Origin of the sequence: Lachnoclostridium sp. An181 (genome assembly GCF_002160325.1) — a bacterium.
Classification (GTDB): Bacteria; Bacillota; Clostridia; order Lachnospirales; family Lachnospiraceae; genus An181.
On sequence record NZ_NFKJ01000003.1, the window covers coordinates 20135 to 41969 of the forward strand.

Genomic DNA, 21835 nt, shown 5'->3' on the forward strand with positions numbered 1-21835 from the left:
TTTTTGTTTCTATTTGCCAAGCAGATAATCAATAAACTGCTGTGCTGTCCTCCCGGAAAGTCCGCCGTGGGAGAGCTCCCATTTGTTCGCATCCAACAAAAGTTTTTCCTGGGGCATCTCGATTCCATTTCTTGCAGCCAGCATTTTTACGATATCCTGGAACTGTCTTTTGTCCGGCTTTCCAAAGTAGATGGACACCCCAAACCTTGCCACAAGGGAGAGTTTCTCTTGTACCGTATCATTTTTGTGCAGATCATCATCCCGCTCTTCTTTGTCGCTGAATTTCTCGCGCACCAGATGACGCCGGTTTGAAGTTGCATAGATCAGCACATTTTCCGGTTTTTTCTCCAATCCTCCCTCGATCACTGCCTTCAAATATTTGTATTCGATCTCGAATTCCTCAAAGGACAGGTCATCCATATAAATGATAAACTTATAATTTCTGTCTTTGATCTTTGCGATCACATCATTCAAATCCTGAAATTGATGCTTATATACTTCTATCATACGCAGCCCCTGATCATAATACTGGTTTAACACTGCTTTGATGGATGTGGATTTTCCGGTCCCCGCATCGCCGTAGAGCAGGCAGTTGTTTGCCCTCTTGCCTTCCACAAATGCCCTCGTGTTGTCCGTCAGTTTCTGCTTTGCAATCTCATATCCAACGAGATCATCCAGGTTGACATGGGCAATCTTTGTGATAGGGACAATATCCACCTCCCCGTCTTTCCTCTCCACACGAAATGCCTTATGAAGACCAAACTTTCCTACGCCAAACTCTTTGTAAAAGTTGGTCAGCACCTTCTTGAACTCCGCTGCATCTTGTGCCTTTCCAAGATGCACACTCAGATCGCAGATTCTGTCCCGAATTCTTTTATTATACACTTTACCTTGTCCTTTTGGGTTCTTGTACCCAAAAAGCACGGAAAAACAGGATGCCTCCAATGCATTTTCAAGCTTTTGGAAATCATAATCAAAAAGCTCTTTGAAAATCTCAAAATCATGCAGCGCTACCTCATTGATACTTCCTTCGATTTCCCCCACAATCTCACAAGCTGTACTGTAGGCATTTTCGTGATTTGCAAGAAGGTATGTGAGATAGGTATGCCAAAGATTTCCCTCAAACCCATGGCTTGCCGCCAATTCCAAAAGTGCATTCATGCATTCAAACAGCAGGCTCTTTAAGTCCTCTTTGTTGTAATATGCATTGTCGTAATTATCCATCAAAAATGTCATGTCATCCAAAATTGACTCCTGCTCCATATGTTTATAGAGCATCAATTCATTCGTCCTCATTCTCTCACCGCCTCTTTTTCTCTAGTAATTGCCAAGGATCCTTAAACTTCTTGCCTCTTCTCTCAGTCCCCTTAAAGCATTTTTGACTGCTCCGTCCGCCAGATTTCCTTCAAAATCAACAAAAAAACGATACTCCCATGTGCGTCCCTCAATTGGTCTGGACTCAATCTTCGTCATATTTAAGTGATTGTAGATAAAATGGGACAGCATTTGATAGAGGGAACCGCTTTCATGCGGAACTTCAAAACAAATGCTGACCTTGGCAGCGTCCTTTAGGAACACTTTCTGGTTCGTCACAACGATAAATCGTGTGGAATTACTGCTGTCAAAATTCACTTGTCTCTCCAAAATCTCAAGACCATGTACCTTTGCCGCATATTCGCTGCAGATAGCCGCTTCCTCCACGTTTTGGTCTTCCAGCACTTTTTGCGCCGCGACAGCTGTGTTTGCCACACTGATCTGCTGCCAATTCCGGTGTTCCTCCAAATATTTCTGACACTGCATCAGTCCCTGCGGATGGGAGTAGACCCTCCTGATACCGGAAAGACTTGCGCCCTTTAACCCGGAAAGCGTGTGGGAAATCGGGATCACCACTTCCCCCACAATATAATTTTCAAACTCAACAAGCAGATCATACACCTGGTCCACAGCGCCTGCAGAAGAATTCTCTATCGGCAGCACCGCGAAATCCGCGCTGCCTTCCTCAATCGCAGCCATCGCATCTTTGAAGGTGGACACATGGAAACTATTGATATCCTCCCCAAAATATTTCTGCATCGCTGCCTGAGAATAAGCTCCTTCTGTGCCCTGGAATACAATCCTTGCCCCCTCCACATTCAGTTTGTCAATCTCAATAAAAGGCAGTTTCCCAAGAGTCCCTTTTTCTGTCAAAAGCTGATACTGCAGCTTTCTGCTCATGGACATCAGCTGCTGAAACAGCTCTCTTGCACCTGTTTTGTAGCTGTCTGTTTTCACCTTTTCCTCAACAGCCGCCAGTTTCTCATTTTCTCTTTCCTTGTCAAACACACGGCTGCCAGTTTCTATCTTATATTCTGCGACCTTCCCGCAGATATCCATTCTTTCTTCATAAAGTTTTACAATCTCTGCGTCAATTCTGTCGATTTCTTTTCTTAAGTCTTCTAATTTTGCCATTCCCTCACCCTGCTTTCAAAATTCTTTTCCCATTATAATACATTTTTTCCGTAAAATCCATGCCGCTGGTTGAAATCAATTTTATTTTATTATATGATGTAGAAAGATAATTCCAAGAATTTTCCTTAAAGGAGGTTTCATATGAGACATTTAATGAGTCCTTTGGACTTTTCAGTCGAAGAACTGGACCGTATCTTAGATTTGGCCAATGACATTGAACGTCATCCGGATAAATATGCACACGCCTGTGCAGGAAAGAAACTGGCAACCTTATTCTATGAGCCAAGCACACGTACCAGATTAAGCCATGAGGCTGCAATGTTGAACCTGGGCGGTAGTGTTCTTGGCTTTTCTTCTGCTGATTCCAGCTCCGCTGCGAAAGGGGAGAGCGTATCGGACACGATCCGCATGGTCTCCTGCTATGCAGACATCTGCGCAATGCGCCATCCAAAAGAAGGCGCGCCGATGGTTGCCTGCAAACACTCTTCTATCCCTGTCATCAACGCGGGAGACGGAGGACATCAGCACCCGACTCAGACATTGACAGACCTTTTGACCATCCGCTCTTTAAAGGGCAGACTGGATCACTTGAAAATCGGGCTCTGCGGAGATTTGAAGTTCGGGCGCACAGTCCACTCTCTGATCCACGCCCTTGTGCGGTACGAAGGAATTGAATTTGTCCTGATCTCCCCGGAAGAGCTGCGCCTTCCGGACTACATCCGTGAAGATGTATTGGAAAAAAATAATGTCCCTTACAAAGAGGTCGTTCGCCTGGAGGAAGCTCTTCCAAGCCTGGATCTTTTATACATGACACGTGTGCAGAAAGAACGTTTCTTCAATGAAGAGGACTATGTCCGCATGAAAGATTTCTACATTCTGGATGCAAAAAAAATGCAGCTTGCACCACAGGATATGCTCGTCCTTCATCCGCTCCCAAGAGTCAACGAAATCTCTGTGGAAGTAGACAAAGACCCACGAGCTGTATACTTTAAACAGGTACAATACGGCGTGTACGTACGCATGGCTCTTATACTGACACTGCTCGAAATCAATGTGGAATCATAGGGAGGCTGAAAAAATGGTAAAAAAAGAAAATAATGAGACATTAAACGTCAGCGGACTGAACGAAGGCGTGGTCCTTGACCATATCCAGGCAGGCAAATCCATGGACATCTACAATTATCTGAAACTGGACAAGCTTGACTGCACAGTTGCCATCATCAAAAATGCACGCAGCAACAAAATGGGGAAAAAAGATATTATAAAAATCGAATGTCCGATCGACTACATTGACCTGGATGTATTGGGATTCATTGACCACAATATCACCATCAACATTATCCAGCATGACAAGGTTGTGGAAAAGAAACAGCTCCATCTGCCATCAGAAATCACAAATGTTATCAAGTGCAAGAATCCAAGGTGCATCACTTCCATTGAACAGGAACTGGAGCATGTCTTTGTCCTCACAGATGAGGAGAAGGAAATATACCGCTGTAAATACTGTGAAGAAAAATATGAAGGACGACTGCGCAAGCAATAAAAGACCGGGACACGCTATTGGCGTGTCCCGTTTTCTCTACATATTTTCATAAAGTGTGCTCAGCATCAGAAGAATCTGTTTTCTGGAGACCCGGCTTGTATCTATGCATACATCGTACTGCTCCATGTCATTCCACTGTTCATCTGTGAAATAATTGTAATAGTATTTTCTCTGCTTATCCATCCTTTTTACCATCATCTTTGCTATCTTCTCATCCGCTGATGTGCGGTTCACGATTTCCTCCACACGCTTTTCAAACGGTGCGTAAAGAAATACACTCTTGCAGTTTTGTTCTTCTCTTAAAATAAAATTGGCACATCTTCCGACAAAAATACAGTCTTCCTTTTTTGCAAGCTCTAAGATAATCTCTCTCTGCGTTTTAAAAAGCACATCATTGAGCGGTTCAAAACGGAATTTCTTTTCCATCTGTATCTCATCCTCAACAGGATAACGCCAGGAACTGGCCCTTTTTTCATCCACTTTTATCAGCTCTTCGTAAGGAATGCCTTCGCGTTCCTCCGCAATCTTCAGCAACTCATTGTCATAATAATGTATTCCCAAAAGCTCGCCTAGGCTTTTCGCTATCTGCCGTCCACAGCTTCCGTACATGCGGTTGATCGTAATAATCCGGCTATTCATAAAACATTCCCCTTTCTGTCATGCTTTTTTAACAATTTACAGTTATATTTTACCATACTCTGCATAAAAAAATAGTCCCCAATACATTTTTTGTACAGGAACTATAATCTTAATCTTGGGCTTAAGCAAGACGATAAGCCGGGTTATGTCGTTGAGCGGTCATCTATCTAGACCTGCCGTTGCCGGCAGGTTCAAGCAACCTACCTAAAACGTGACGGGCCGCCACATTGTTTTACTCCGGTTTTGCTTCGGATGGGGTTTACATGTGCCCCCGCTGTCACCAGCAGGGCGGTAGTCTCTTACACTGCCCTTCCACCCTTACCAGCCACTGGCTGGCGGTACATTTCTGTTGCACTGGCCTTGGAGTCGCCTCCACCGGACGTTATCCGGCATCCTGCCCTGTGAAGCCCGGACTTTCCTCGCCTGCATCCTTTCGGAATTCGCAGCCGCGACCGCCTGTCTTACTTAAAACCTTTGTCATTCTATCACAACTCACATGCAAAGTAAAGTACCATCCCCGCCATTCTATATCTCAAGTCCTTCATCCACCGACAAGTCATCGCCGTCTGCAGCTGTTGTGGCAAGCGTGTCGCACCGCTCATTCTGGGGATGCCCGTCGTGTCCCTTTACCCAGAAAAAAGAGACATTATGAGGCTCCTTTGCCTTCAACAAACGTTTCCAAAGATCAATATTCTTCACCGGCTCATTTTTCCCTCTCTTCCAGTTTTTCTTAAGCCAGCCATCAATCCATCTTTGGTTAAATGCATCCACCAGGTACTTGGAATCTGAGTAAAGCTCTACCTCACACGGACGGTTTAGAGCCTCAAGCCCTGCGATGGCTGCCATCAGCTCCATCCTGTTGTTCGTGGTCCGTTTATATCCTTTTGAAATTTCCTTTGTGTGCAGCACACCTTTTGTGTCCGTATATTCCAGGACTGTGCCAAATCCTCCAGGCCCTTCCGGGTTTCCTCTTGCCGCTCCATCTGTATAGATCATCACTTTCATATCATTTGCTCCCATCTAAATTTCAAATGTCTCTCCTTGCCCGTGCACCAAAATCAGCCTGTCCCTGTAGGAATTCGTCTCCTCCTGCAACTCCAACCTTTTGCACACGGAATAGTCCTCAAAGAAATGCATCGGCACTGCCCACCTTGTGTCTGTATGACGCATGAACCAGTCCAGTCCCCAAAAATACTGTTCGCCAAGCCTTGCATCAACCGGGATAAAGGCGACGTCAAACTTTTTGCCTTCTATCTTTGCGATTTCGCGCTGGTAATCCTTTTTCATCGTCTCATTAAATTCCCCCGGCTCTCCTTCCCAGTGCCACCAATTCAGATCTCCTGCATGATAGATGCGAACTCCTTCACACTCTACAAGAAACGCGACACCCTCATCTGTGGAACGTAAGGTCTGCACAGTGCAGCCTTTCATCTCAAACCGCTCATCCGGCGCACACCAGCGGATGTCTGCATCTTCCTGCAGTTCTTTATCTTGCCCCTGGATATCGTCTGACAGAACATAATGAATGCTCTTCGTCTTCTCTCTCCAATCAAAAATCTCCTTACGAAAGTGGTCAAAATGCCTGTGGCTGGAAAATACGATCACCTCTTTTTTTGAGAGATCCCCTACATTGCCTTTAAAATAGTCAAAAATTAAAATATGATGCTCCAATTCCAGTTTAAAACCGCTGTGTCTTAAATACGTTACTTTCATCCTCTCTCTCCAAACATCTACGAATTTTTTCTGCTGTCTGTGCCACTTTTCTGTGGTCGTTGCCGTCCCCGCACACGCCTGCAACAATACCTTCTCCTTTTGCCAAGGCAGGAAAATAAAAATCACACATGGATGCATCGGACGCATTGTTGACAAAAATTCCCCTTTTTCTGCACAAAAGCGCAATGTTCCTGTTGAGTTCTTTTTCATCTGTGGCTGCCAGAACAGCAAACGGCTGCTCCCCAAGCTCCTGCTCTGTAAATCTTTTTCTCTTGATCTCTATTTTTCCTTCTTTTTCATACCTTTGCAGTATTTCGGAAACCTCCGGTGCAACGACAGTGATGTGCACACCAAAAGGCAGAAGCGCACATACACGCCTCTGTGCCACCTTCCCTGCTCCCACTATAAGCACTCTTTTGCCATTTAAGCGGATAAAAACAGGAAAAGGCAGTTCCCTGCCTTCCTTTTCTGTGCTTTTATTTTTTTGTCTTTTCTCCAATGATCTTCACTCCCTGAATGAACTCCGGCATCATGTACTGTGCAGACTCAGCCATCCATTCTGTCTCCCCCGAAAGATTGACGATCAGCGTATTTTCATAAATCCCTGCGGTCTCTCTTGTCATCATGCAGTCTGCCAAAATTTTTCTGCCATATGCCCTTATTGCCTCCGGAATACCCGGAAGTTCCTTCTCCACAATATCCTTCGTCGCCTCCGGTGCAATGTCATCCTCTGCAATCCCTGTACTTCCCACAGTCAATATCAAATCAATCATCCCGCTTGATGCAATCCGTTTCATAACCTCCAAAAGCACTGTCCTGTCACTTGGCAGCACTTTTTCAAATCCTATCTCAAATCCCGCTCTTTCTAGAATTCTCTTCAGTATCTCACTGTTTCTGCTTTTTTGCATCTTCAGATAAGCATCCGTATCTACAACTAATATTGCCGCTCTCATCCTAAGTTCCTACCCCTTTTTCCGTTTTATTCGGATTTTTATATCTTTCCGATATCTTTCATGCATTTTTATTATATCAGAACAGCCATTTGAAGTCTATATGATAATGCACACCATTCCTCCATTACTGTCGTTGACAATCTTCTGCATGGTATCCTGCAATTTTGACTGACTCTCCTCGTTGATCATCTGCATTTTGTTTCTCATACCGTCCTCCACCAAATCCTCGATCGTCTTTCCAAAGATACTTGTTTTCCATACTCCTTCTTCCGAATTCTCCGCATTTTTGATAAACTGTACCAAATCCTGCGCCTGTTTTTCATTTCCCACGATCGGTGCGATCTCTGTCTCAATATTTGCCCGGATCAGGTGAATGGATGGTGCCTGGGATTTGATCTTCACCCCGTATTTGTTTCCCTGCTTGATGATCACCGGCTCCTCCAAATGTATCTCTTCCTTTTTCGGACTGACCACACCATACCCTTTCATCCTCACGCTGGAAAGAGCATCCTTTACGGACTCGTATTCCTTTTGCATAGAAGACATCTGGCTCATGGTTTTTATAAGTTCATATTCATCTTCGATCTCCATCCCTGTCATCTCACTGAGCAGCTCATAATAATACTTTTTCGCAATATCTATCCGTACATCCACACTTCCCGTATCCATGTGGATCTCCTCTGTTTTGGCGGATGTGATGTACTCCTCTTCCGGCGAAGGGAGTTTTTGTTCCGCGTCTTTAATTTCCGTCATTCCCTCCATCACTTTTTTTACATAATCAAGAAGACTCTCTTTGATCTTGTGCTCTCTTGGCAGCATTTCGGTCCACTGCGGCACATAAAAACGTACTTCTGAAATTGGAAATGCAAAGAGCACACGCTCCATGATCTGATGGATATCCTCTTCCCTGAGCTGTTCACAGTTGACCGCGATTGCCTCGGTCTGATGCTCCTCTTTAATCCTGTCCACCACTGCTTTCGCTCCAGCGCCGTATGGTTTTGTGGAGTTCACCAGTACAATAAACGGTTTTCCGATCGCCTTTAGCTCCCGGATCGTCTGTCCTTCCGGCTCTATGTAATTTTCCCCCGGAATCTCACCGATACTGCCGTCTGTAGTCACTACAATCCCAATGGTCGCATGTTCGTGGATTACTTTCCTCGTACCGATCGCCGCTGCTTTTGTAAAAGGAATCTCATTTTCAAACCATGGCGTTTTCACCTGTCTTTCCTCACCATTCTCAATGTGCCCGGCTGCTCCCTTCACCATATACCCCACGCAGTCGATGAGCCGGACCTTGACCGGAACATTCTCCTCTCCAAGGTGAAGCCTTGCAGCTTCCTTTGGAACAAATTTGGGTTCTGTAGTCATGATCGTTTTCCCGGAGGCAGACTGTGGCAGCTCATCTTTTGTGCGCTCCTTGTTATGCTCATCTTCCATTTTCGGAATCACGAGCAAGTCCATAAAACGTTTAATAAAAGTTGACTTTCCGGTTCTTACAGGACCTACAACGCCGATATAGATTTCCCCGTTTGTCCTTGCCTGAATATCTTTGTATAAGTGAAATGTGTTCATATATAAAAATACCCCCTTGCTGTGCTGATATACTTTATGCACAGCAAGAGGGGTTTATGTCTTTTTATTTATAGCAATAGAACAATTTAAAGAACACAGAGTCTATTATTGTTCCCACGGCAAGGCACTGGACTCTGCTCTCCCATCTCTCATCATCAAATCTTCCACTGCTTTGCCAGGGTTCTTGCCAGCAAACAAAACTGCATTTACTTGCTCAATGATCGGGAGGGAGACATCATATTTCTTTGCCAGCTGCACCGCTGCCTTGGTGGAGTAGACACCTTCCACAATCATCTTGACCTCCTTCATGGCCTCTTCCATGGATTTTCCCTCCCCGATAAGCACACCGGCTCTTCGGTTCCGGCTGTGCACACTTGCGCATGTCACGATCAGATCACCGATCCCTGTAAGTCCTGCAAACGTCTCCAGATGTCCTCCCATTTTGACTCCAAGACGGGCAATCTCTGTGATTCCCCTTGTGATAAGGGCTGCCTTTGTATTGTCCCCGTATCCGAGTCCGTCTGCGATTCCTGCTGCCAGGGCGATCACATTTTTAAGCGCGCCTCCAACTTCAATACCCGTGATATCCGGGCTTGTGTAGACACGGAACACCTTGCTCATAAACAATGACTGGATATACTCTGCTGTCGCCTTCTCCCTGGCCCCTACAACACAGGTGGTCGGCAGCCTTCTTCCAACCTCCTCCGCATGGCTTGGTCCAGACAAAACAGCAACATTGGCATAGGGGATTTCCTCTTCAATCTGTTCGGTCAATGTCATCAGCGTATTTTCCTCAATTCCCTTTGCAACATTGACGAGAATCTGTCCGTCTTTTACGTATTCTCTCATTGCCGCCGCGGTGCTTCTCGTGGCAATGGAAGGAACTGCCAGAATACAGATATCCTTTCCAACCACCGCACTTGCAATGTCCCCCGTAAAACAGATACTATCCGGCAGTTTGACTCCCGGCAGTTTTGACAGGTGCTCTCTTTTGGAAGAGAGCATCTCAACCTCTTCTTTTTGAATCGACCACACAGTAACCTCATGGCCATTTTCACTCAACAAAAGCGACAACGCGGTTCCCCAGCTTCCCGCACCTAAAATCCCTATCTTTGCCATAAGCCATCCTCCATCTTATTTTTCTTTTCCAAATTTCAGTTTGTTTTCTGTTCCGTTGCAAAGTCTCTTGATGTTTGTCCGGTGCTTATACACTGCAAGCACCATCAAAAACACAGCGATTCCGTACATTTCATAAAGCGGCGTACCGGAAATTCCAAAACCTCCGCTTTGTCCGTACACCACAACCTCGATCACAAACAGCACCACAAGCGCAATAGAGCCAACAGACACGTAACGCGTAATGCCCACGATGACGAGAAACACTGCAAATGCAATAAGGGCCATCCAAATATTTGTCGCCAAAAAAAGTCCTGCCGTGGCCGCGATTCCTTTTCCTCCCTTAAATTTCAAATAAAACGGGAAATTATGGCCAAGCACAGCCCCCATTCCTGCATACATAGAAAGCATTGGCAGAATCTCTTCATGGGAGTGTCCAAAAATAAGCCGCACGAGCACAACGGCGAGCACACACTTGAAACAGTCCCCCAAAAATGTGATCACTCCGGCCTTCCATCCGAGTGTTCGCAGGGCATTTGTCGTCCCTGCGTTTCCGCTGCCGTATTTGCGGATATCCATATGATGAAACTTTCCATACAAATATCCTGTCTGGAGAAGGCCGCAAATATACCCAATCAATATGCAAATGATCCTTTCCATTACTTTTCCTTTCTTTCACGTATCAAAAATCTCAAAGAAGTACCTTTAAACCCGAATGCTTCTCTGATCTTATTTTCCAGATATCTTGTGTATGAAAAATGCATCAATTCTTTGTCATTGACAAAAATGACGAATGTCGGCGGTTTAACAGACACCTGCGTGATGTAATACAATTTCAGACGTTTTCCTTTGTCTGAAGGCGGCTGCTGCATAGCCACTGCCTCTGTCATGATCTCATTGAGGACTCCTGTGGCAACTCTGAGTGTCTGGTTTTCGATCACCATATCGATCATGTCATACAGTTTTCCAAGCCTTTGCCCCGTCTTCGCAGACACATACATGATCTGCGCATACGGCATATAGGAGAGCACCTCGCGCACCTTTTTCTCAAACTCATTCATCGTCTTGTCGTTCTTTTCAATGGCATCCCATTTGTTCACCACAATGATGATCCCTTTTCCTCTTTCATGTGCGATTCCAGCAATCTTCGCATCCTGCTCTGTCACACCTTCTGTGGCATCGATCACCATCAGCACCACATCCGCTCTCTCAACCGCAGTCACTGTGCGGATGATACTGTAGCGCTCCAGCTCTTCTTTGATCTTATTTTTTCGTCTAAGTCCTGCTGTATCGATGAAAATGTATTCTTTTCCATGATATTTGATCGCTGTGTCGATGGCATCCCTTGTTGTTCCCGCAATGTCTGAGACAATGACACGGTTCTCGCCCAGAAGTTTATTGATAATGGAGGATTTTCCCACGTTTGGTTTTCCCACGATTGCCACTCTCGGCCTTTCATCTTCTTCCTCCTCTTTGGAATGTTCCGGGAAAAAACTGCACACAACATCCAGCATATCTCCGATTCCAAGTCTCGATGCTGCTGACACCGGTACAGGGTCGCCGATTCCAAGATTATAAAATTCGTATACATCCGGCATAAATTTTTCAAAACTGTCCACCTTGTTTACTACAAGCACAACCGGTTTTCCGGAGCGTCTCAACATGTCCGCAACCTTGGAGTCTGCGTCCACCACTCCCTGTCTCACATCTGTGATGAATACGATCACATCTGCCGTGTCTATGGCAATCTGTGCCTGTTCTCTCATCTGCGAGAGAATGATATCCTTGCTGTCAGGCTCAATCCCCCCGGTGTCGATGATGGTAAAATTGTGGTTCAGCCATGCCACATCCGCATAAATACGGTCCCTGGTAACACCAGGGGTATCTTTTACAATGGAGATCATCTCCCCTGCCAGGGCATTGAACAGTGTTGATTTTCCCACGTTCGGTCTCCCGACTATCGCTACTACTGGTTTACTCATCTTTGTTTCTCCTCATCTATCTGTCTATTATCATTTCAATAAAATCTTGCCCGCTTGATTTTACAATATCTATCGGTACTTGTAAAGCGTTCGCAACATCTTCTTTTGTGTAGTCATCCAAAAATACTTCCTCTCCGTTTCGGAACATACTGACAGGAAGAAGAAGGGTCTCTCCAAGCGCTCTTCCTTTTAACTGGGCAACCAGATCCTGCCCTGTGAGCAGCCCCGCTACCGTGATCCTCTCCCCAAAGAAATCGTTTCGGATACAGTACAGATGTACCTTCGTATTTGGAAATTTCTCTTTCATCCTCTCAAGCATCTGTCCGATATACGGATAAGCCAACACCCCCGTAGCCATGGACAGTTCTCTTTTCTTGTCATCCCCTGTCGCTGCCAAAAAAGCCTCCTCAAATTCATCGTGCAAAAGCCGTAACATACCAACTCCGTTTTCCAGCTGCAGGTACCCGTCGTACCTGTTTGCCAAAGGCACTTCCTGCTCTGCCAGAATATACCACTCATCCCCTGCATGGATAAAATGCATCCCATATTCTTCGTAAAATTTTTCCTGCCACCTGTGTATGGTATCCAAAACCTTTAAAGCATCTTCCTTTGTAAACGGATCCAGCGGATAAAGCCCGTCCCGGTATTTGCTAAGTCCTACCGGTACAATGGAAACACTTTGCAGTGTCGGAAAATATTTTGACATATCCCGGATACTTCTCTCCAGCTCCTCTCCGTCATTGATGCCTTTACAAAGCACGATCTGACCATTCATCTGTATTCCGCCTTCGTAGAGACGATCAATCTTTTTCAGTGCATCCCCCGCAAAACGATTGTGCAGCATTTTGCAGCGAAGTTCCGGATTAGTCGTGTGTATGGAGACATTGATCGGCTCCAGGTGATATCGGATGATCCTGTCTATATCATGGTCACTCATATTTGTAAGCGTGACATAATTTCCCTGAAGGAAGGAGAGCCTGGAATCATCATCCTTAAAATAAAGTGTCTCCCTCATCCCCGGAGGCATTTGGTCGATAAAGCAGAAAATACATTTATTTCTGCAGGAACGGTATTCATCCATCAGTCCCTGCTCAAATTCAATGCCCAAATCCTCTTCATACTCTTTTTCAATCTCCAGCTCCCACTGTTCCCCGTTTGTCTTTTCTATCAGTACAAGAAGCTCCTCGTCATTCACCAGATAATGGTAGTCAAATACATCTTCAATCTCCGTGCCATTGATAGCCAAAAGCTTGTCCCCCGGCTCGATTCCCATTTCCCATGCAATGCCGCCCTGCTCCACACTGCGTACTATATGCTCATGTTTCATTCCTGTTCTCCTGTCTTTGATTCTTTCCTTATCATACTAAATTTCATATTAAAATGCAATTTTTTACATCTCTTTCTTGTCCTGCAAAAGAAAAAATGGTATAACTGAACTGTAACAAAACACAAACAGATAGGAGAATACTATGCCGAATATTAATTTATTAGAGCAGTCTCTTCCAAAGGCACCTTTGAAAATCATTGCATTAGAGAGCTGCAAAGAACTTGGACAGAAAGTCAATGACTATATTGTTGATTTCCGCAAGCAGGCATCCTTTAATATCAGTGATTCTGCTTTATTTGCAAGTTATCAATCCGACAATTATCTTGTAAAGCATGCCTGCCCTCGTTTTGGGAGCGGTGAGGCAAAGGGAATGCTTTATGAAACAATCCGTGGAAAAGATTTGTTTATCATGGTTGATGTGTGCAATTACAGCCTGACCTACTCTGTCAATGGATATAAAAATCACATGTCACCGGATGACCACTATCAGGATTTAAAGAGGATCATCTCCGCTGCAACCGGAAAAGCAAACAGGATCAGCGTGATCATGCCTTTCCTCTACGAAAGCAGACAGCACAAGCGAACCAAACGCGAATCTTTGGACTGTGCGCTTGCCCTGGAGGAACTGGTACATATGGGCGTCTCCAATATCATCACCTTTGATGCCCACGACCCAAGAGTGCAGAACGCAATCCCTCTTGATGGATTTGACAACTTTAATCCGCCATACCAGTTTATGAAAGCACTTTTCCGTGAAGTGCCTGATATAACGGTGGACAAAGACCATCTCATGATCATCAGTCCTGACGAAGGTGCGATGCACAGAGCTGTCTACTTCTCCAACGTGCTTGGCGTAGACATGGGTATGTTCTATAAGCGCCGCGACTATTCCACAGTTGTAAACGGCAAAAACCCGATCGTGTCTCATGAATTCTTAGGGGATGATGTGTCCGGAAAAGATGTGATCATCATCGACGATATGATCGCCTCCGGTGAGAGTATGCTTGATGTGGCAAAAAAATTAAAAGACCGCAATGCACGCCGTGTTTTTGTGTGCACGACTTTTGGACTTTTCACAGAAGGTTTTGACAAATTCGACGAATATTATGCAAACGGCTGGATCGACAAGGTCATCACTACAAATCTGACCTACCTTCCGCCGATTGTAAAGGAGAAACCTTATTTTGTGATTGCGGATATGAGCAAATTCCTTGCACTCATCATTGACTCCATCAATCACGATCTGACTATCGGCAAAGTTATGAATCCGACTGATAAGATCCACGCTCTGCTGGATAAATACAACAAACGCTAAATATCAAAAGGGAAAGGATACTTCTTTAAGTGCCCCTTCCCTTTTTATTACTCTGCAAACCTTTTTGCCAGTTCATCGTGAATTCCCTCTCCCAGGGAATAGTCGATCGGCCGTTCAAACCAGATTTCCTCTGAATGGATGGCCTGCCCTACCAACATTGACAGCCCACTCACAACTGTAAGACCTTCTCTTTTCGCGGCGAGGAGAAATTCTGTCATCAAAGGATTGTATACAATGTCTGCCGCCACTTTAAAATTGCGCAGCACTTCTTTTCCCACAACGCTCTTTCCCGTATTTGGGTACATACCGACCGGAGTTGTATTGATAATGATATCCCCACAGAGCTCCTCCTCGTATGTCTTTTCTTCTATATAAGGAAACCTCTCTTTCAGCTTTGCCAGTTTTTCCCTTGACCTGGCCACAACAGTGATCTTTTTGGTTTCCGCCTCCTTCATGGCGTAAATAAGGGCATGAGCCGCTCCCCCATTGCCAAGGATGACGATCTCTTTTCCGCGAAGTTTTACATCGTGAGAATCAAACATATAACACACACCAACATAATCGCTGTTGTAACCGTAAGTCTTTCCGTCCTTGAGCAAAATCGTATTTACAGCCCCTATAGCCTTTGCATCTTCCCCGAGAACATCCAGATATTCCATGACCGTCTCCTTATAAGGCATAGTCACATTCACTCCGCTCAAATTCTTTTCCCTCATAATCTTTGCAATACAAGGAACCTCATCTGGCGTAAGTTCCAGTTTTTCATATGTCCCTTCAATTCCAAGTTTTTCGTACATATACCGGTGGATTTCCGGGGAGAGAGAGTGCGCGAGCACTTTCCCGATCACTGCAAGATGTATCATATTTATCCTCTTCTTTCCTATACCTTATCAATTCCATCAAAAAATTCTGTATCAGTCTGGTAAATATAGCTCTCCCCGACATTCTTCAACAGAATCAGATTGAGATGATTATTTAAATTTTTTTTGTCAAGACAGATTGCCTTGATAAGTTCACTGACCGGTATCCCGCTTTCACAAGGGAGTCCATACATATTCAGCACATGTGCAATCTTTGCAGCTATCCCTGATTTGGCAATCCCTTTTTGTTCGGCAATCCGCATCACCTGGTACATGCCTTCCGCAACTGCCTCTCCGTGGCTCTCTCTTTCATAGTGAAAGTACTGCTCGATCGCATGCGCCAGCGTGTGGCCAAAATTGAGAAGCATCCTCTCTCCTTTGTCAAACTGATCTTCCTCCACAACCTTCCGTTTAATATCCACACAGTGGTAAATGATCTCCTCCATCTCTCTGCCAAGTTTCCCGTAAGAACCTAAGCTCTCCAGCTTTTCAAGCAATACCGCATCCTTGATACAGCCGTATTTGATCACTTCACCCATGCCATCCTTCAAAAACCGCTCTGGCAGTGTGTCAAGTACATCCGGGTCGATCAGTACCAGTTTAGGTTGATAAAATGCGCCCACAAGGTTTTTCCCCTGCGGCAGATCCACAGCAACCTTTCCGCCTACCGAAGAATCCACTTGCGCCAGCAGGGAAGTCGGAATCTGTACAAACGGAATTCCCCTTAAATAAGTCGCTGCCGCAAACCCTGCCAGGTCCCCGATCACTCCACCGCCAAGTGCCACAAGAAGATCGCTTCTTGACAGGCGCGCCTTAAGCATCGCATCGTAGATAATCGGCAGATTCTGAAAACTCTTTGTCCCTTCTCCGTGTGGAAGTACCAGTCTGGTGCATGAAAACTCCTGAGAGAGGTTTTCCAAAAGCTCTTCCCCATAATGTTCATAAACCTGATCGTCTGACACAATGATAATGCGCTTTCCGTTCCACACTTCCCGGATAAGCTTTACAGCTTTTTTCCTGATCCCCCGCTCTATATAAATCGGATAGCTGTTTTCTTTTAAGTTTACTATGAGTTTCATATCCGTCACCTAATCCTTGTCTACAGGCTTTTCCCTACCACCGGGGCAATTTTGGAGATAGAGTTTAGCAGCATATCATATTTCTCTGGTTTCAATGACTGCGCTCCATCGCAAAGTGCATTTTCCGGATCATTGTGTACTTCCACCATCAAGCCGTCTGCTCCCGCTGCAACCGCTGCCTTTGCCATCGGCTCGACAAGCCACCATTTCCCTCCTGCATGGCTTGGGTCAACCACGATCGGAAGATGCGTCAAAGATTTGATGACAGGAATGGCCTGCAGATCCAGTGTGTTTCTCGTATAGCTTTCAAAGGTGCGGACACCTCTTTCACAGAGGATCACGTTTTCATTTCCTGCTGCCATAATATACTCTGCCGCCATGATCCATTCTTCATATGTGGCATTCAATCCTCTCTTTAAAAGAATTGGTCTCTTGGTCTGTCCCAGATGTTTGAGAAGGTCGAAATTCTGCATATTTCTCGCACCAATCTGGATCAAATCCACATTTTCGTCAAACGCTTCCAGATATTCTAAGGACATTAATTCTGTTACGATCGGAAGTCCTGTCTCTTCTCTTGCTGCACACAAAATTTTTAATCCGTCCAGTCCCATTCCCTGGAATGCATATGGACTTGTTCTTGGCTTGAAGGCACCTCCTCTCAACATGTTTGCACCAGCTGCTTTAATCGCTTTTGCAATGCCGATCACCTGTTCTTCAGATTCTACAGAACAAGGTCCCGCGATCAGAGCCAAATGATCTCCTCCCACTTTCACTCCGGACACGTCGATAACGGAATCCTCCGGATGAAACGCTCTATTTGCCAGTTTATAAGGCTCCTGTACATGCATGATCTTTTCCACACACTCATTGACTTCAAATAATTTAGAGTCTATTTTTGTTGTATCCCCGATACATCCAATGATGGTCATCTCTTCCCCGATCACCGTATGAGGAGTCAATCCTCTTCGGATAATCTGGTTTTCCATTTTTTTAATCTGTTCCTGTGAAGTCCTTGGCTTTAATACAATAATCATGTCTTACCCTCCCTAAAATGCTTTCTACCCGGAATACTTTTCGAAAAAGGAATCTTTTTGGAACTTTCCTCTAAAAGAAAAAAACTCCCGTCCTCTGTTATTCAGAGGACGAGAGCAAAATGCTTCGTGGTTCCACCTCAGTTCACAGATGCCTCACAGCATCTGCCTCGTCAGGTACGCTTTGAAAGTTATACCCTTGCATGGTAACGGTTGCTGCCGGAGATGCCTACTGCAATTTCAGCATTCTACTCCAAGAGGAATTCAGTAATGTGGTTCTGTGTGTTCCGCTCCCACCATGCCGGAACTCTCTGTGACACACCTTTCATACTTACTATTTCTTTTCATCGTATTTCTAAGTAGATATTTATTTGATTTTCTGTTTTGTATTCTACTCCCACTTTTTTCATCCGTCAAGAGTTTTTTCTATTTTTTTCTACTGTTGTTTTGGAAAACTAAAATAGGACTCTCCATTCTGCATCTGAACGTCCCTTGCATCTGCCAGTTCCGAAACTGTCACTAACTGAAATCCCCTGGCCACAAGCTGAGGGATTGCCTCAATCGCTGCGTCCACGGACCAGGAATGGATATCGTGCAGAAGGATGATATTTCCATCCTTTGCACCGTTCATGATGGCTTTGTACGTTGCCTCTTTATTTTTCAGTTTCCAGTCCTCTGTGTCCACAGACCAGAGAACAAGCGGCAGCCCCGCTGTTTTTTTCACCAGATCATTTTTTGCACCGTAAGGCGGTCTCAGAGAAGTCGCGCCATGTCCCACGATCTTGCTCAGTTTTGTATTGACATCTCCTACAGCTGCCTGGATACCTGACTCGTTAAGTTTTGTCAGATTCTCATGGTGGGCCGTATGGTTTCCAAGCTCACACCCAATATCCTCCATCAGCTTGATCGTATCCGGATGGTTCGGAATATTCTCTCCAACCATGAAGAAGGTAGCTCTCGCCCCGTTCTCTTTGAGCACTTCCAAAAGCTCTTTCGTCCTGGCACCAGGTCCGTCATCAAATGTCAGCGCGATCATCGGCTTGTTCACATCAATGGACAAATCTTCCGTTTCCAACTTTCCATCTTTCCCAAACACACAATGACGGATTCCCACCTGCTGCTCACCAGTCATCATTTTTCCATCTTTGTCAAAGTAGTACTTGTCCTCATTCTCGGTCAACCATCCAATGTGCATGGTCCCATCGCTGTTAAAATAATACTTCCCGTCTTTATTTTCCATCCACCCGGTTTTCATCTTGCCATCTTTGTCAAAGTAGTATGTATAGGAATTCAAAGTCTGCCATCCTGTGACTTTTTTGCCTTTATCGTCAAGATAGTATGTATCCCCTTTTGATTCAATGAAGTCCTTCTCAACATAGGTCCCGTCATACCGTTTGAACTTATCTCCATCCCATGTACCGTATTTATTGCTTACAGTCAGGGCCCCCTCCTTTGTCTCCAGCTGCAGTTTATTTAAATATTTTCCCATCAGCGTCTCTTCAAAATCGCCGTCAAGCCGTATCTTTATCGGATATCTTCCCTCTTTTGTGCCATCCGTCTGGCATTCCAGCTCATATCCTTTTCCACTCTCAAGCTCGTCCACTAAATCCTGGACCGTATACCCTCTCTCTTTGTCCAGAATCGTTTCCCTATTGCCCTCCACTTCAACTTTTGCCTTCAGTTTTGGAATATTTTCTTCCTGTCTGATCTCTATATTCTCGGCCTTCAGCCTGACGTTCACCACTGTTCCGTCCTTCATGGAACCTGTCCCCTGGACCGCCAGGGCAACAAGAAAGAACAACACCACCAAAATGCCCGTGTTTCTGTCCAGGTGCGCATTGTTCTTTCTCCTTCTCGGCATCCTTATCTGTGGAATATGATGCCGCTTTTTATGCATCTTAATCTTAGACATGTCTCGTCTGTCTATCATCATTTGTAACTACACCCTTTTCATCATCTCTATACTCTTACGATGATTATTATAACGTGTGCAGTCCTATTATACAATAACCCTAATCCTTAAAATATCTTTAACTTTTGTTAACTTATCCACAATATTTTGTGATATTTCTTCATTGACATCAATGATAGTGTATGCGTAAGCACCCTTGCTCTTGTTCACCATCCTGTCAATGTTAACATTTTCCTCTGCCAGAAGAGCAGTAAACTGTCCGATCATATTCGGTACGTTTCTGTGCAGAAGAGTGACTCTTGCTTTTGCGCGGCATACGCCCATATCACAGTCCGGATAGTTGACAGAATGATGGATATTTCCGTTTTCCAGGAAATCCATGAGCTCGGAAACCGCCATCTTGGCACAGTTGTCTTCGGATTCCTCTGTGGATGCTCCAAGATGCGGAATCACAATGGCGTTTTTCACTCCCACGATTTCCTGAGACGGGAAATCTGTGACATATCGTTTCACCCGGCCGGATACCAGGGCATCCACAATAGCCTCCTGCTCCACCAGCACCCCTCTTGCAAAGTTTAAGATCACAACATCCTTTTTCATCAGGCTGATCGCCTCAGCGCCGATCAAACCTTTTGTCTCCTCTGTGGCAGGAACATGGATCGTAATATAGTCACACTCTTTATAAATTTCATCCAGTGTGCGGGCATGCTTAATGTTTCTGGATAATCTCCAAGCAGAATCCACGGACACATACGGGTCATAACCATACACTTCCATGCCAAGATGAGTCGCGGCATTCGCGACAAGGACGCCGATCGCGCCAAGTCCGATGACGCCAAGCTTTTTCCCTTCAATCTCATGCCCTGCGAATTCTTTTTTCTTCTTTTCCGCCAGTTTCGCGATATCCCCGTCTTCCTCATGCTCTTCCACCCAGTTGATACCACCGACGATATCCCTTGCGGCCAGCAGCATTCCGGCAATCACAAGCTCTTTTACACCGTTGGCGTTTGCTCCCGGGGTATTGAAAACAACAATGCCCGCGTCCGCACACTTTTCAAGAGGAATGTTGTTGACTCCTGCCCCTGCTCTCGCAATTGCTTTTAATTTCGGCGAAAACTCCATCTCGTGCATAGATGCGCTTCGGACAAGGACTGCATCCGCATTCGGAAGGCTTGACGGTACGTACTCTTCTGCAAATTTTTCCAATCCGACTTCAGAAATCGGATTTAAACAATGATATTGATACATATTACAGATTCTCCTTTTCAAATTTATCCATAAATTCCACCAGTGCTTTTACCCCTTCTTCCGGCATTGCATTGTAAATGCTTGCGCGCATTCCTCCTACGCTGCGGTGCCCTTTCAGGTTCTCAAGTCCTGCCTCTTTTGCCTCTTTTACAAATTTTGCATCCAAATCTTTGTCCCCTGTCACAAAAGGAACATTCATAAGGGACCGGTCTTTCTTCTCCACAGTTCCCTTGAACAGTTTACTGGAGTCCAAAAAGTCGTAGAGTATTTTTGCCTTTCTCTCATTGCGCTCCTTCATCGCCTGAAGTCCGCCCTGCTTTTTCAACCATTTAAACACTTTTCCGCATATATAAATTCCATATGCCGGCGGTGTATTGTACAGCGACTTTGCATCTGCATGAGTTTTGTATTTCATCATTGTCGGTGTCCCCTCCATCACCTCGTCTGTGATAAGATCTTCCCTGATAATGGCGATCACAACTCCCGCAGGTCCGATATTTTTTTGAGCTCCTCCAAAAAGCATTCCATATTTCGTCACGTCCACAGGTTCAGAAAGAAAACAAGATGAGACGTCCGCAACCAATGTTTTTCCTTTTGTGTCCGGCAGTTCTTTGAATTTTGTACCGTAGATGGTATTATTCTCACAGATGTAAACATAGTCTGCATCCTCGGAAACCGGAAGATCGCGGCAATCCGGTATGTAGGAAAATGTCTTATCCTCAGAAGATGCGATCTTGTTTACTTTTCCATATTTTTTTGCCTCCTCGTAGGCTTTTTTTGCCCACTGTCCTGTGACGATGTAATCTGCAGTCCCATGTTTCATAAGATTCATAGGGATCATGGAAAATTGTAAAGAAGCGCCCCCCTGTAGGAACAGTACTTTGTAATTGTCAGGAATCCCCATAAGATCCCGGAGATCGTTCTCAGCATCCGTGATAATCTTTTCAAATGCAGCCGAACGGTGGCTCATCTCCATCACGGACATCCCGGTTCCTTGGTAGTCCAACATCTCTTCTGCTGCTTCTTTTAGTACTTCTTCCGGGAGTACAGCCGGCCCGGCTGAAAAATTAAATACTCTTCCCATCTTGCTCCTCCTT

At 45.1% G+C, this 21835-nt stretch carries 21 protein-coding genes, 1 other RNA gene and 1 other annotated feature; of the genes, 3 read left to right on the forward strand and 19 right to left on the reverse strand.

Annotated features, from left to right (window positions below):
• Positions 1 to 9: 9 nt before the first annotated feature.
• Both B5F18_RS02600 and pheA read right to left on the reverse strand, forming a co-directional pair.
• Entirely contained in the window at positions 10 to 1296 is a 1287-nt protein-coding gene (locus B5F18_RS02600) for an ATP-binding protein (protein WP_087156113.1), read from the reverse strand.
• A gap of 21 nt (positions 1297 to 1317) precedes the next feature.
• Positions 1318 to 2448, reverse strand: coding sequence for a prephenate dehydratase (gene pheA, locus B5F18_RS02605; RefSeq protein ID WP_087156114.1), 1131 nt, complete (start codon positions 2446 to 2448; stop codon positions 1318 to 1320).
• A 141-nt stretch (positions 2449 to 2589) separates the two neighbouring features.
• Here pheA and pyrB point away from each other — a divergent pair, with 141 nt between their 5' ends.
• Both pyrB and B5F18_RS02615 read left to right on the forward strand, forming a co-directional pair.
• Positions 2590 to 3513, forward strand: a complete 924-nt coding sequence (gene pyrB, locus B5F18_RS02610; protein WP_087156115.1) for an aspartate carbamoyltransferase — start codon at positions 2590 to 2592, stop codon at positions 3511 to 3513.
• A gap of 13 nt (positions 3514 to 3526) precedes the next feature.
• Positions 3527 to 3991 (forward strand): aspartate carbamoyltransferase regulatory subunit, encoded by a 465-nt coding sequence (locus tag B5F18_RS02615; RefSeq protein WP_087156116.1) that lies wholly within the window; start codon positions 3527 to 3529, stop codon positions 3989 to 3991.
• Positions 3992 to 4027: 36 nt separating this feature from the next.
• Here the strand turns inward: B5F18_RS02615 and B5F18_RS02620 are convergent, their stop codons facing one another.
• The 11 genes from B5F18_RS02620 to B5F18_RS02670 all read right to left on the reverse strand — a co-directional run bounded on the left by B5F18_RS02620 (position 4028) and on the right by B5F18_RS02670 (position 13293).
• Entirely contained in the window at positions 4028 to 4630 is a 603-nt protein-coding gene (locus B5F18_RS02620; RefSeq protein ID WP_087156117.1) for a cytidylate kinase-like family protein, read from the reverse strand.
• A 118-nt stretch (positions 4631 to 4748) separates the two neighbouring features.
• Positions 4749 to 5098: RNase P RNA component class A (gene rnpB, locus B5F18_RS02625), an RNA gene on the reverse strand.
• 57 nt (positions 5099 to 5155) lie between these two features.
• Positions 5156 to 5635 carry a ribonuclease HI gene (gene rnhA / locus B5F18_RS02630; protein ID WP_087156295.1) on the reverse strand — a complete coding sequence of 160 codons (480 nt, stop codon included), beginning with the start codon at positions 5633 to 5635 and terminating at the stop codon, positions 5156 to 5158.
• Positions 5636 to 5650: 15 nt separating this feature from the next.
• Positions 5651 to 6343, reverse strand: coding sequence for an MBL fold metallo-hydrolase (locus B5F18_RS02635; RefSeq protein ID WP_087156118.1), 693 nt, complete (start codon positions 6341 to 6343; stop codon positions 5651 to 5653).
• Positions 6309 to 6842, reverse strand: coding sequence for a precorrin-2 dehydrogenase/sirohydrochlorin ferrochelatase family protein (locus B5F18_RS02640; RefSeq protein WP_242955787.1), 534 nt, complete (start codon positions 6840 to 6842; stop codon positions 6309 to 6311). The genes B5F18_RS02635 and B5F18_RS02640 overlap by 35 nt, the downstream gene beginning before the upstream one ends.
• Positions 6820 to 7296, reverse strand: a complete 477-nt coding sequence (locus tag B5F18_RS02645) for a MogA/MoaB family molybdenum cofactor biosynthesis protein (RefSeq protein ID WP_087156119.1) — start codon at positions 7294 to 7296, stop codon at positions 6820 to 6822. Before B5F18_RS02645 ends, B5F18_RS02640 begins: the two co-directional genes overlap by 23 nt.
• 96 nt (positions 7297 to 7392) lie before the next feature.
• Positions 7393 to 8868: a stage IV sporulation protein A gene (spoIVA, locus tag B5F18_RS02650; protein ID WP_087156120.1), complete on the reverse strand. Its 1476-nt coding sequence runs from the start codon at positions 8866 to 8868 to the stop codon at positions 7393 to 7395.
• A 105-nt stretch (positions 8869 to 8973) separates the two neighbouring features.
• Positions 8974 to 9987, reverse strand: a complete 1014-nt coding sequence (locus tag B5F18_RS02655; RefSeq protein ID WP_087156121.1) for an NAD(P)H-dependent glycerol-3-phosphate dehydrogenase — start codon at positions 9985 to 9987, stop codon at positions 8974 to 8976.
• A gap of 15 nt (positions 9988 to 10002) precedes the next feature.
• Positions 10003 to 10644: a glycerol-3-phosphate 1-O-acyltransferase PlsY gene (plsY, locus tag B5F18_RS02660; protein WP_087156122.1), complete on the reverse strand. Its 642-nt coding sequence runs from the start codon at positions 10642 to 10644 to the stop codon at positions 10003 to 10005.
• On the reverse strand, positions 10644 to 11966 hold the full coding sequence (gene der / locus B5F18_RS02665; RefSeq protein ID WP_087156123.1) for a ribosome biogenesis GTPase Der: 1323 nt from the start codon (positions 11964 to 11966) through the stop codon (positions 10644 to 10646). The genes plsY and der overlap by 1 nt, the downstream gene beginning before the upstream one ends.
• 16 nt (positions 11967 to 11982) lie before the next feature.
• Positions 11983 to 13293, reverse strand: coding sequence for a DUF512 domain-containing protein (locus B5F18_RS02670; protein ID WP_087156124.1), 1311 nt, complete (start codon positions 13291 to 13293; stop codon positions 11983 to 11985).
• 142 nt (positions 13294 to 13435) lie between these two features.
• Between B5F18_RS02670 and B5F18_RS02675 the strand changes: the two genes are divergently transcribed.
• Entirely contained in the window at positions 13436 to 14608 is a 1173-nt protein-coding gene (locus tag B5F18_RS02675) for a ribose-phosphate pyrophosphokinase (protein WP_087156125.1), read from the forward strand.
• A gap of 47 nt (positions 14609 to 14655) precedes the next feature.
• Here B5F18_RS02675 and aroE read toward each other — a convergent pair whose 3' ends face one another.
• From aroE to serC, 6 genes are all read right to left on the reverse strand, one after another.
• The gene (aroE, locus tag B5F18_RS02680; RefSeq protein ID WP_087156126.1) at positions 14656 to 15471 is read right to left on the reverse strand and encodes a shikimate dehydrogenase; all 816 of its coding nucleotides are present in this window, start codon (positions 15469 to 15471) and stop codon (positions 14656 to 14658) included.
• 17 nt (positions 15472 to 15488) lie between these two features.
• Positions 15489 to 16547, reverse strand: a complete 1059-nt coding sequence (aroB, locus tag B5F18_RS02685; RefSeq protein ID WP_087156127.1) for a 3-dehydroquinate synthase — start codon at positions 16545 to 16547, stop codon at positions 15489 to 15491.
• A gap of 20 nt (positions 16548 to 16567) precedes the next feature.
• Positions 16568 to 17581, reverse strand: a complete 1014-nt coding sequence (aroF, locus tag B5F18_RS02690; protein WP_087156128.1) for a 3-deoxy-7-phosphoheptulonate synthase — start codon at positions 17579 to 17581, stop codon at positions 16568 to 16570.
• 101 nt (positions 17582 to 17682) lie between these two features.
• Positions 17683 to 17935, reverse strand: a binding site (T-box leader).
• 79 nt (positions 17936 to 18014) lie between these two features.
• Positions 18015 to 19511 (reverse strand): polysaccharide deacetylase family protein, encoded by a 1497-nt coding sequence (locus tag B5F18_RS02695; RefSeq protein ID WP_087156129.1) that lies wholly within the window; start codon positions 19509 to 19511, stop codon positions 18015 to 18017.
• 66 nt (positions 19512 to 19577) lie between these two features.
• On the reverse strand, positions 19578 to 20738 hold the full coding sequence (locus tag B5F18_RS02700) for a phosphoglycerate dehydrogenase (RefSeq protein WP_087156130.1): 1161 nt from the start codon (positions 20736 to 20738) through the stop codon (positions 19578 to 19580).
• Between the two features lies 1 nt (position 20739).
• Entirely contained in the window at positions 20740 to 21822 is a 1083-nt protein-coding gene (gene serC / locus B5F18_RS02705) for a 3-phosphoserine/phosphohydroxythreonine transaminase (protein ID WP_087156131.1), read from the reverse strand.
• Positions 21823 to 21835 lie beyond the last annotated feature (13 nt).

Bases quoted from the DNA above. Each gene is read 5' to 3' on its own strand.
- B5F18_RS02600 (WP_087156113.1), bottom strand. From the start codon at position 1,296: ATGAGGACGAATGAATTGATGCTCTATAAACATATGGAGCAGGAGTCA.
- pheA (WP_087156114.1), bottom strand. From the start codon at position 2,448: ATGGCAAAATTAGAAGACTTAAGAAAAGAAATCGACAGAATTGACGCA.
- pyrB (WP_087156115.1), top strand. From the start codon at position 2,590: ATGAGACATTTAATGAGTCCTTTGGACTTTTCAGTCGAAGAACTGGAC.
- B5F18_RS02615 (WP_087156116.1), top strand. From the start codon at position 3,527: ATGGTAAAAAAAGAAAATAATGAGACATTAAACGTCAGCGGACTGAAC.
- B5F18_RS02620 (WP_087156117.1), bottom strand. From the start codon at position 4,630: ATGAATAGCCGGATTATTACGATCAACCGCATGTACGGAAGCTGTGGA.
- rnhA (WP_087156295.1), bottom strand. From the start codon at position 5,635: ATGAAAGTGATGATCTATACAGATGGAGCGGCAAGAGGAAACCCGGAA.
- B5F18_RS02635 (WP_087156118.1), bottom strand. From the start codon at position 6,343: ATGAAAGTAACGTATTTAAGACACAGCGGTTTTAAACTGGAATTGGAG.
- B5F18_RS02645 (WP_087156119.1), bottom strand. From the start codon at position 7,296: ATGAGAGCGGCAATATTAGTTGTAGATACGGATGCTTATCTGAAGATG.
- spoIVA (WP_087156120.1), bottom strand. From the start codon at position 8,868: ATGAACACATTTCACTTATACAAAGATATTCAGGCAAGGACAAACGGG.
- B5F18_RS02655 (WP_087156121.1), bottom strand. From the start codon at position 9,987: ATGGCAAAGATAGGGATTTTAGGTGCGGGAAGCTGGGGAACCGCGTTG.
- plsY (WP_087156122.1), bottom strand. From the start codon at position 10,644: ATGGAAAGGATCATTTGCATATTGATTGGGTATATTTGCGGCCTTCTC.
- der (WP_087156123.1), bottom strand. From the start codon at position 11,966: ATGAGTAAACCAGTAGTAGCGATAGTCGGGAGACCGAACGTGGGAAAA.
- B5F18_RS02670 (WP_087156124.1), bottom strand. From the start codon at position 13,293: ATGAAACATGAGCATATAGTACGCAGTGTGGAGCAGGGCGGCATTGCA.
- B5F18_RS02675 (WP_087156125.1), top strand. From the start codon at position 13,436: ATGCCGAATATTAATTTATTAGAGCAGTCTCTTCCAAAGGCACCTTTG.
- aroE (WP_087156126.1), bottom strand. From the start codon at position 15,471: ATGATACATCTTGCAGTGATCGGGAAAGTGCTCGCGCACTCTCTCTCC.
- aroB (WP_087156127.1), bottom strand. From the start codon at position 16,547: ATGAAACTCATAGTAAACTTAAAAGAAAACAGCTATCCGATTTATATA.
- aroF (WP_087156128.1), bottom strand. From the start codon at position 17,581: ATGATTATTGTATTAAAGCCAAGGACTTCACAGGAACAGATTAAAAAA.
- B5F18_RS02695 (WP_087156129.1), bottom strand. From the start codon at position 19,511: ATGATGATAGACAGACGAGACATGTCTAAGATTAAGATGCATAAAAAG.
- B5F18_RS02700 (WP_087156130.1), bottom strand. From the start codon at position 20,738: ATGTATCAATATCATTGTTTAAATCCGATTTCTGAAGTCGGATTGGAA.
- serC (WP_087156131.1), bottom strand. From the start codon at position 21,822: ATGGGAAGAGTATTTAATTTTTCAGCCGGGCCGGCTGTACTCCCGGAA.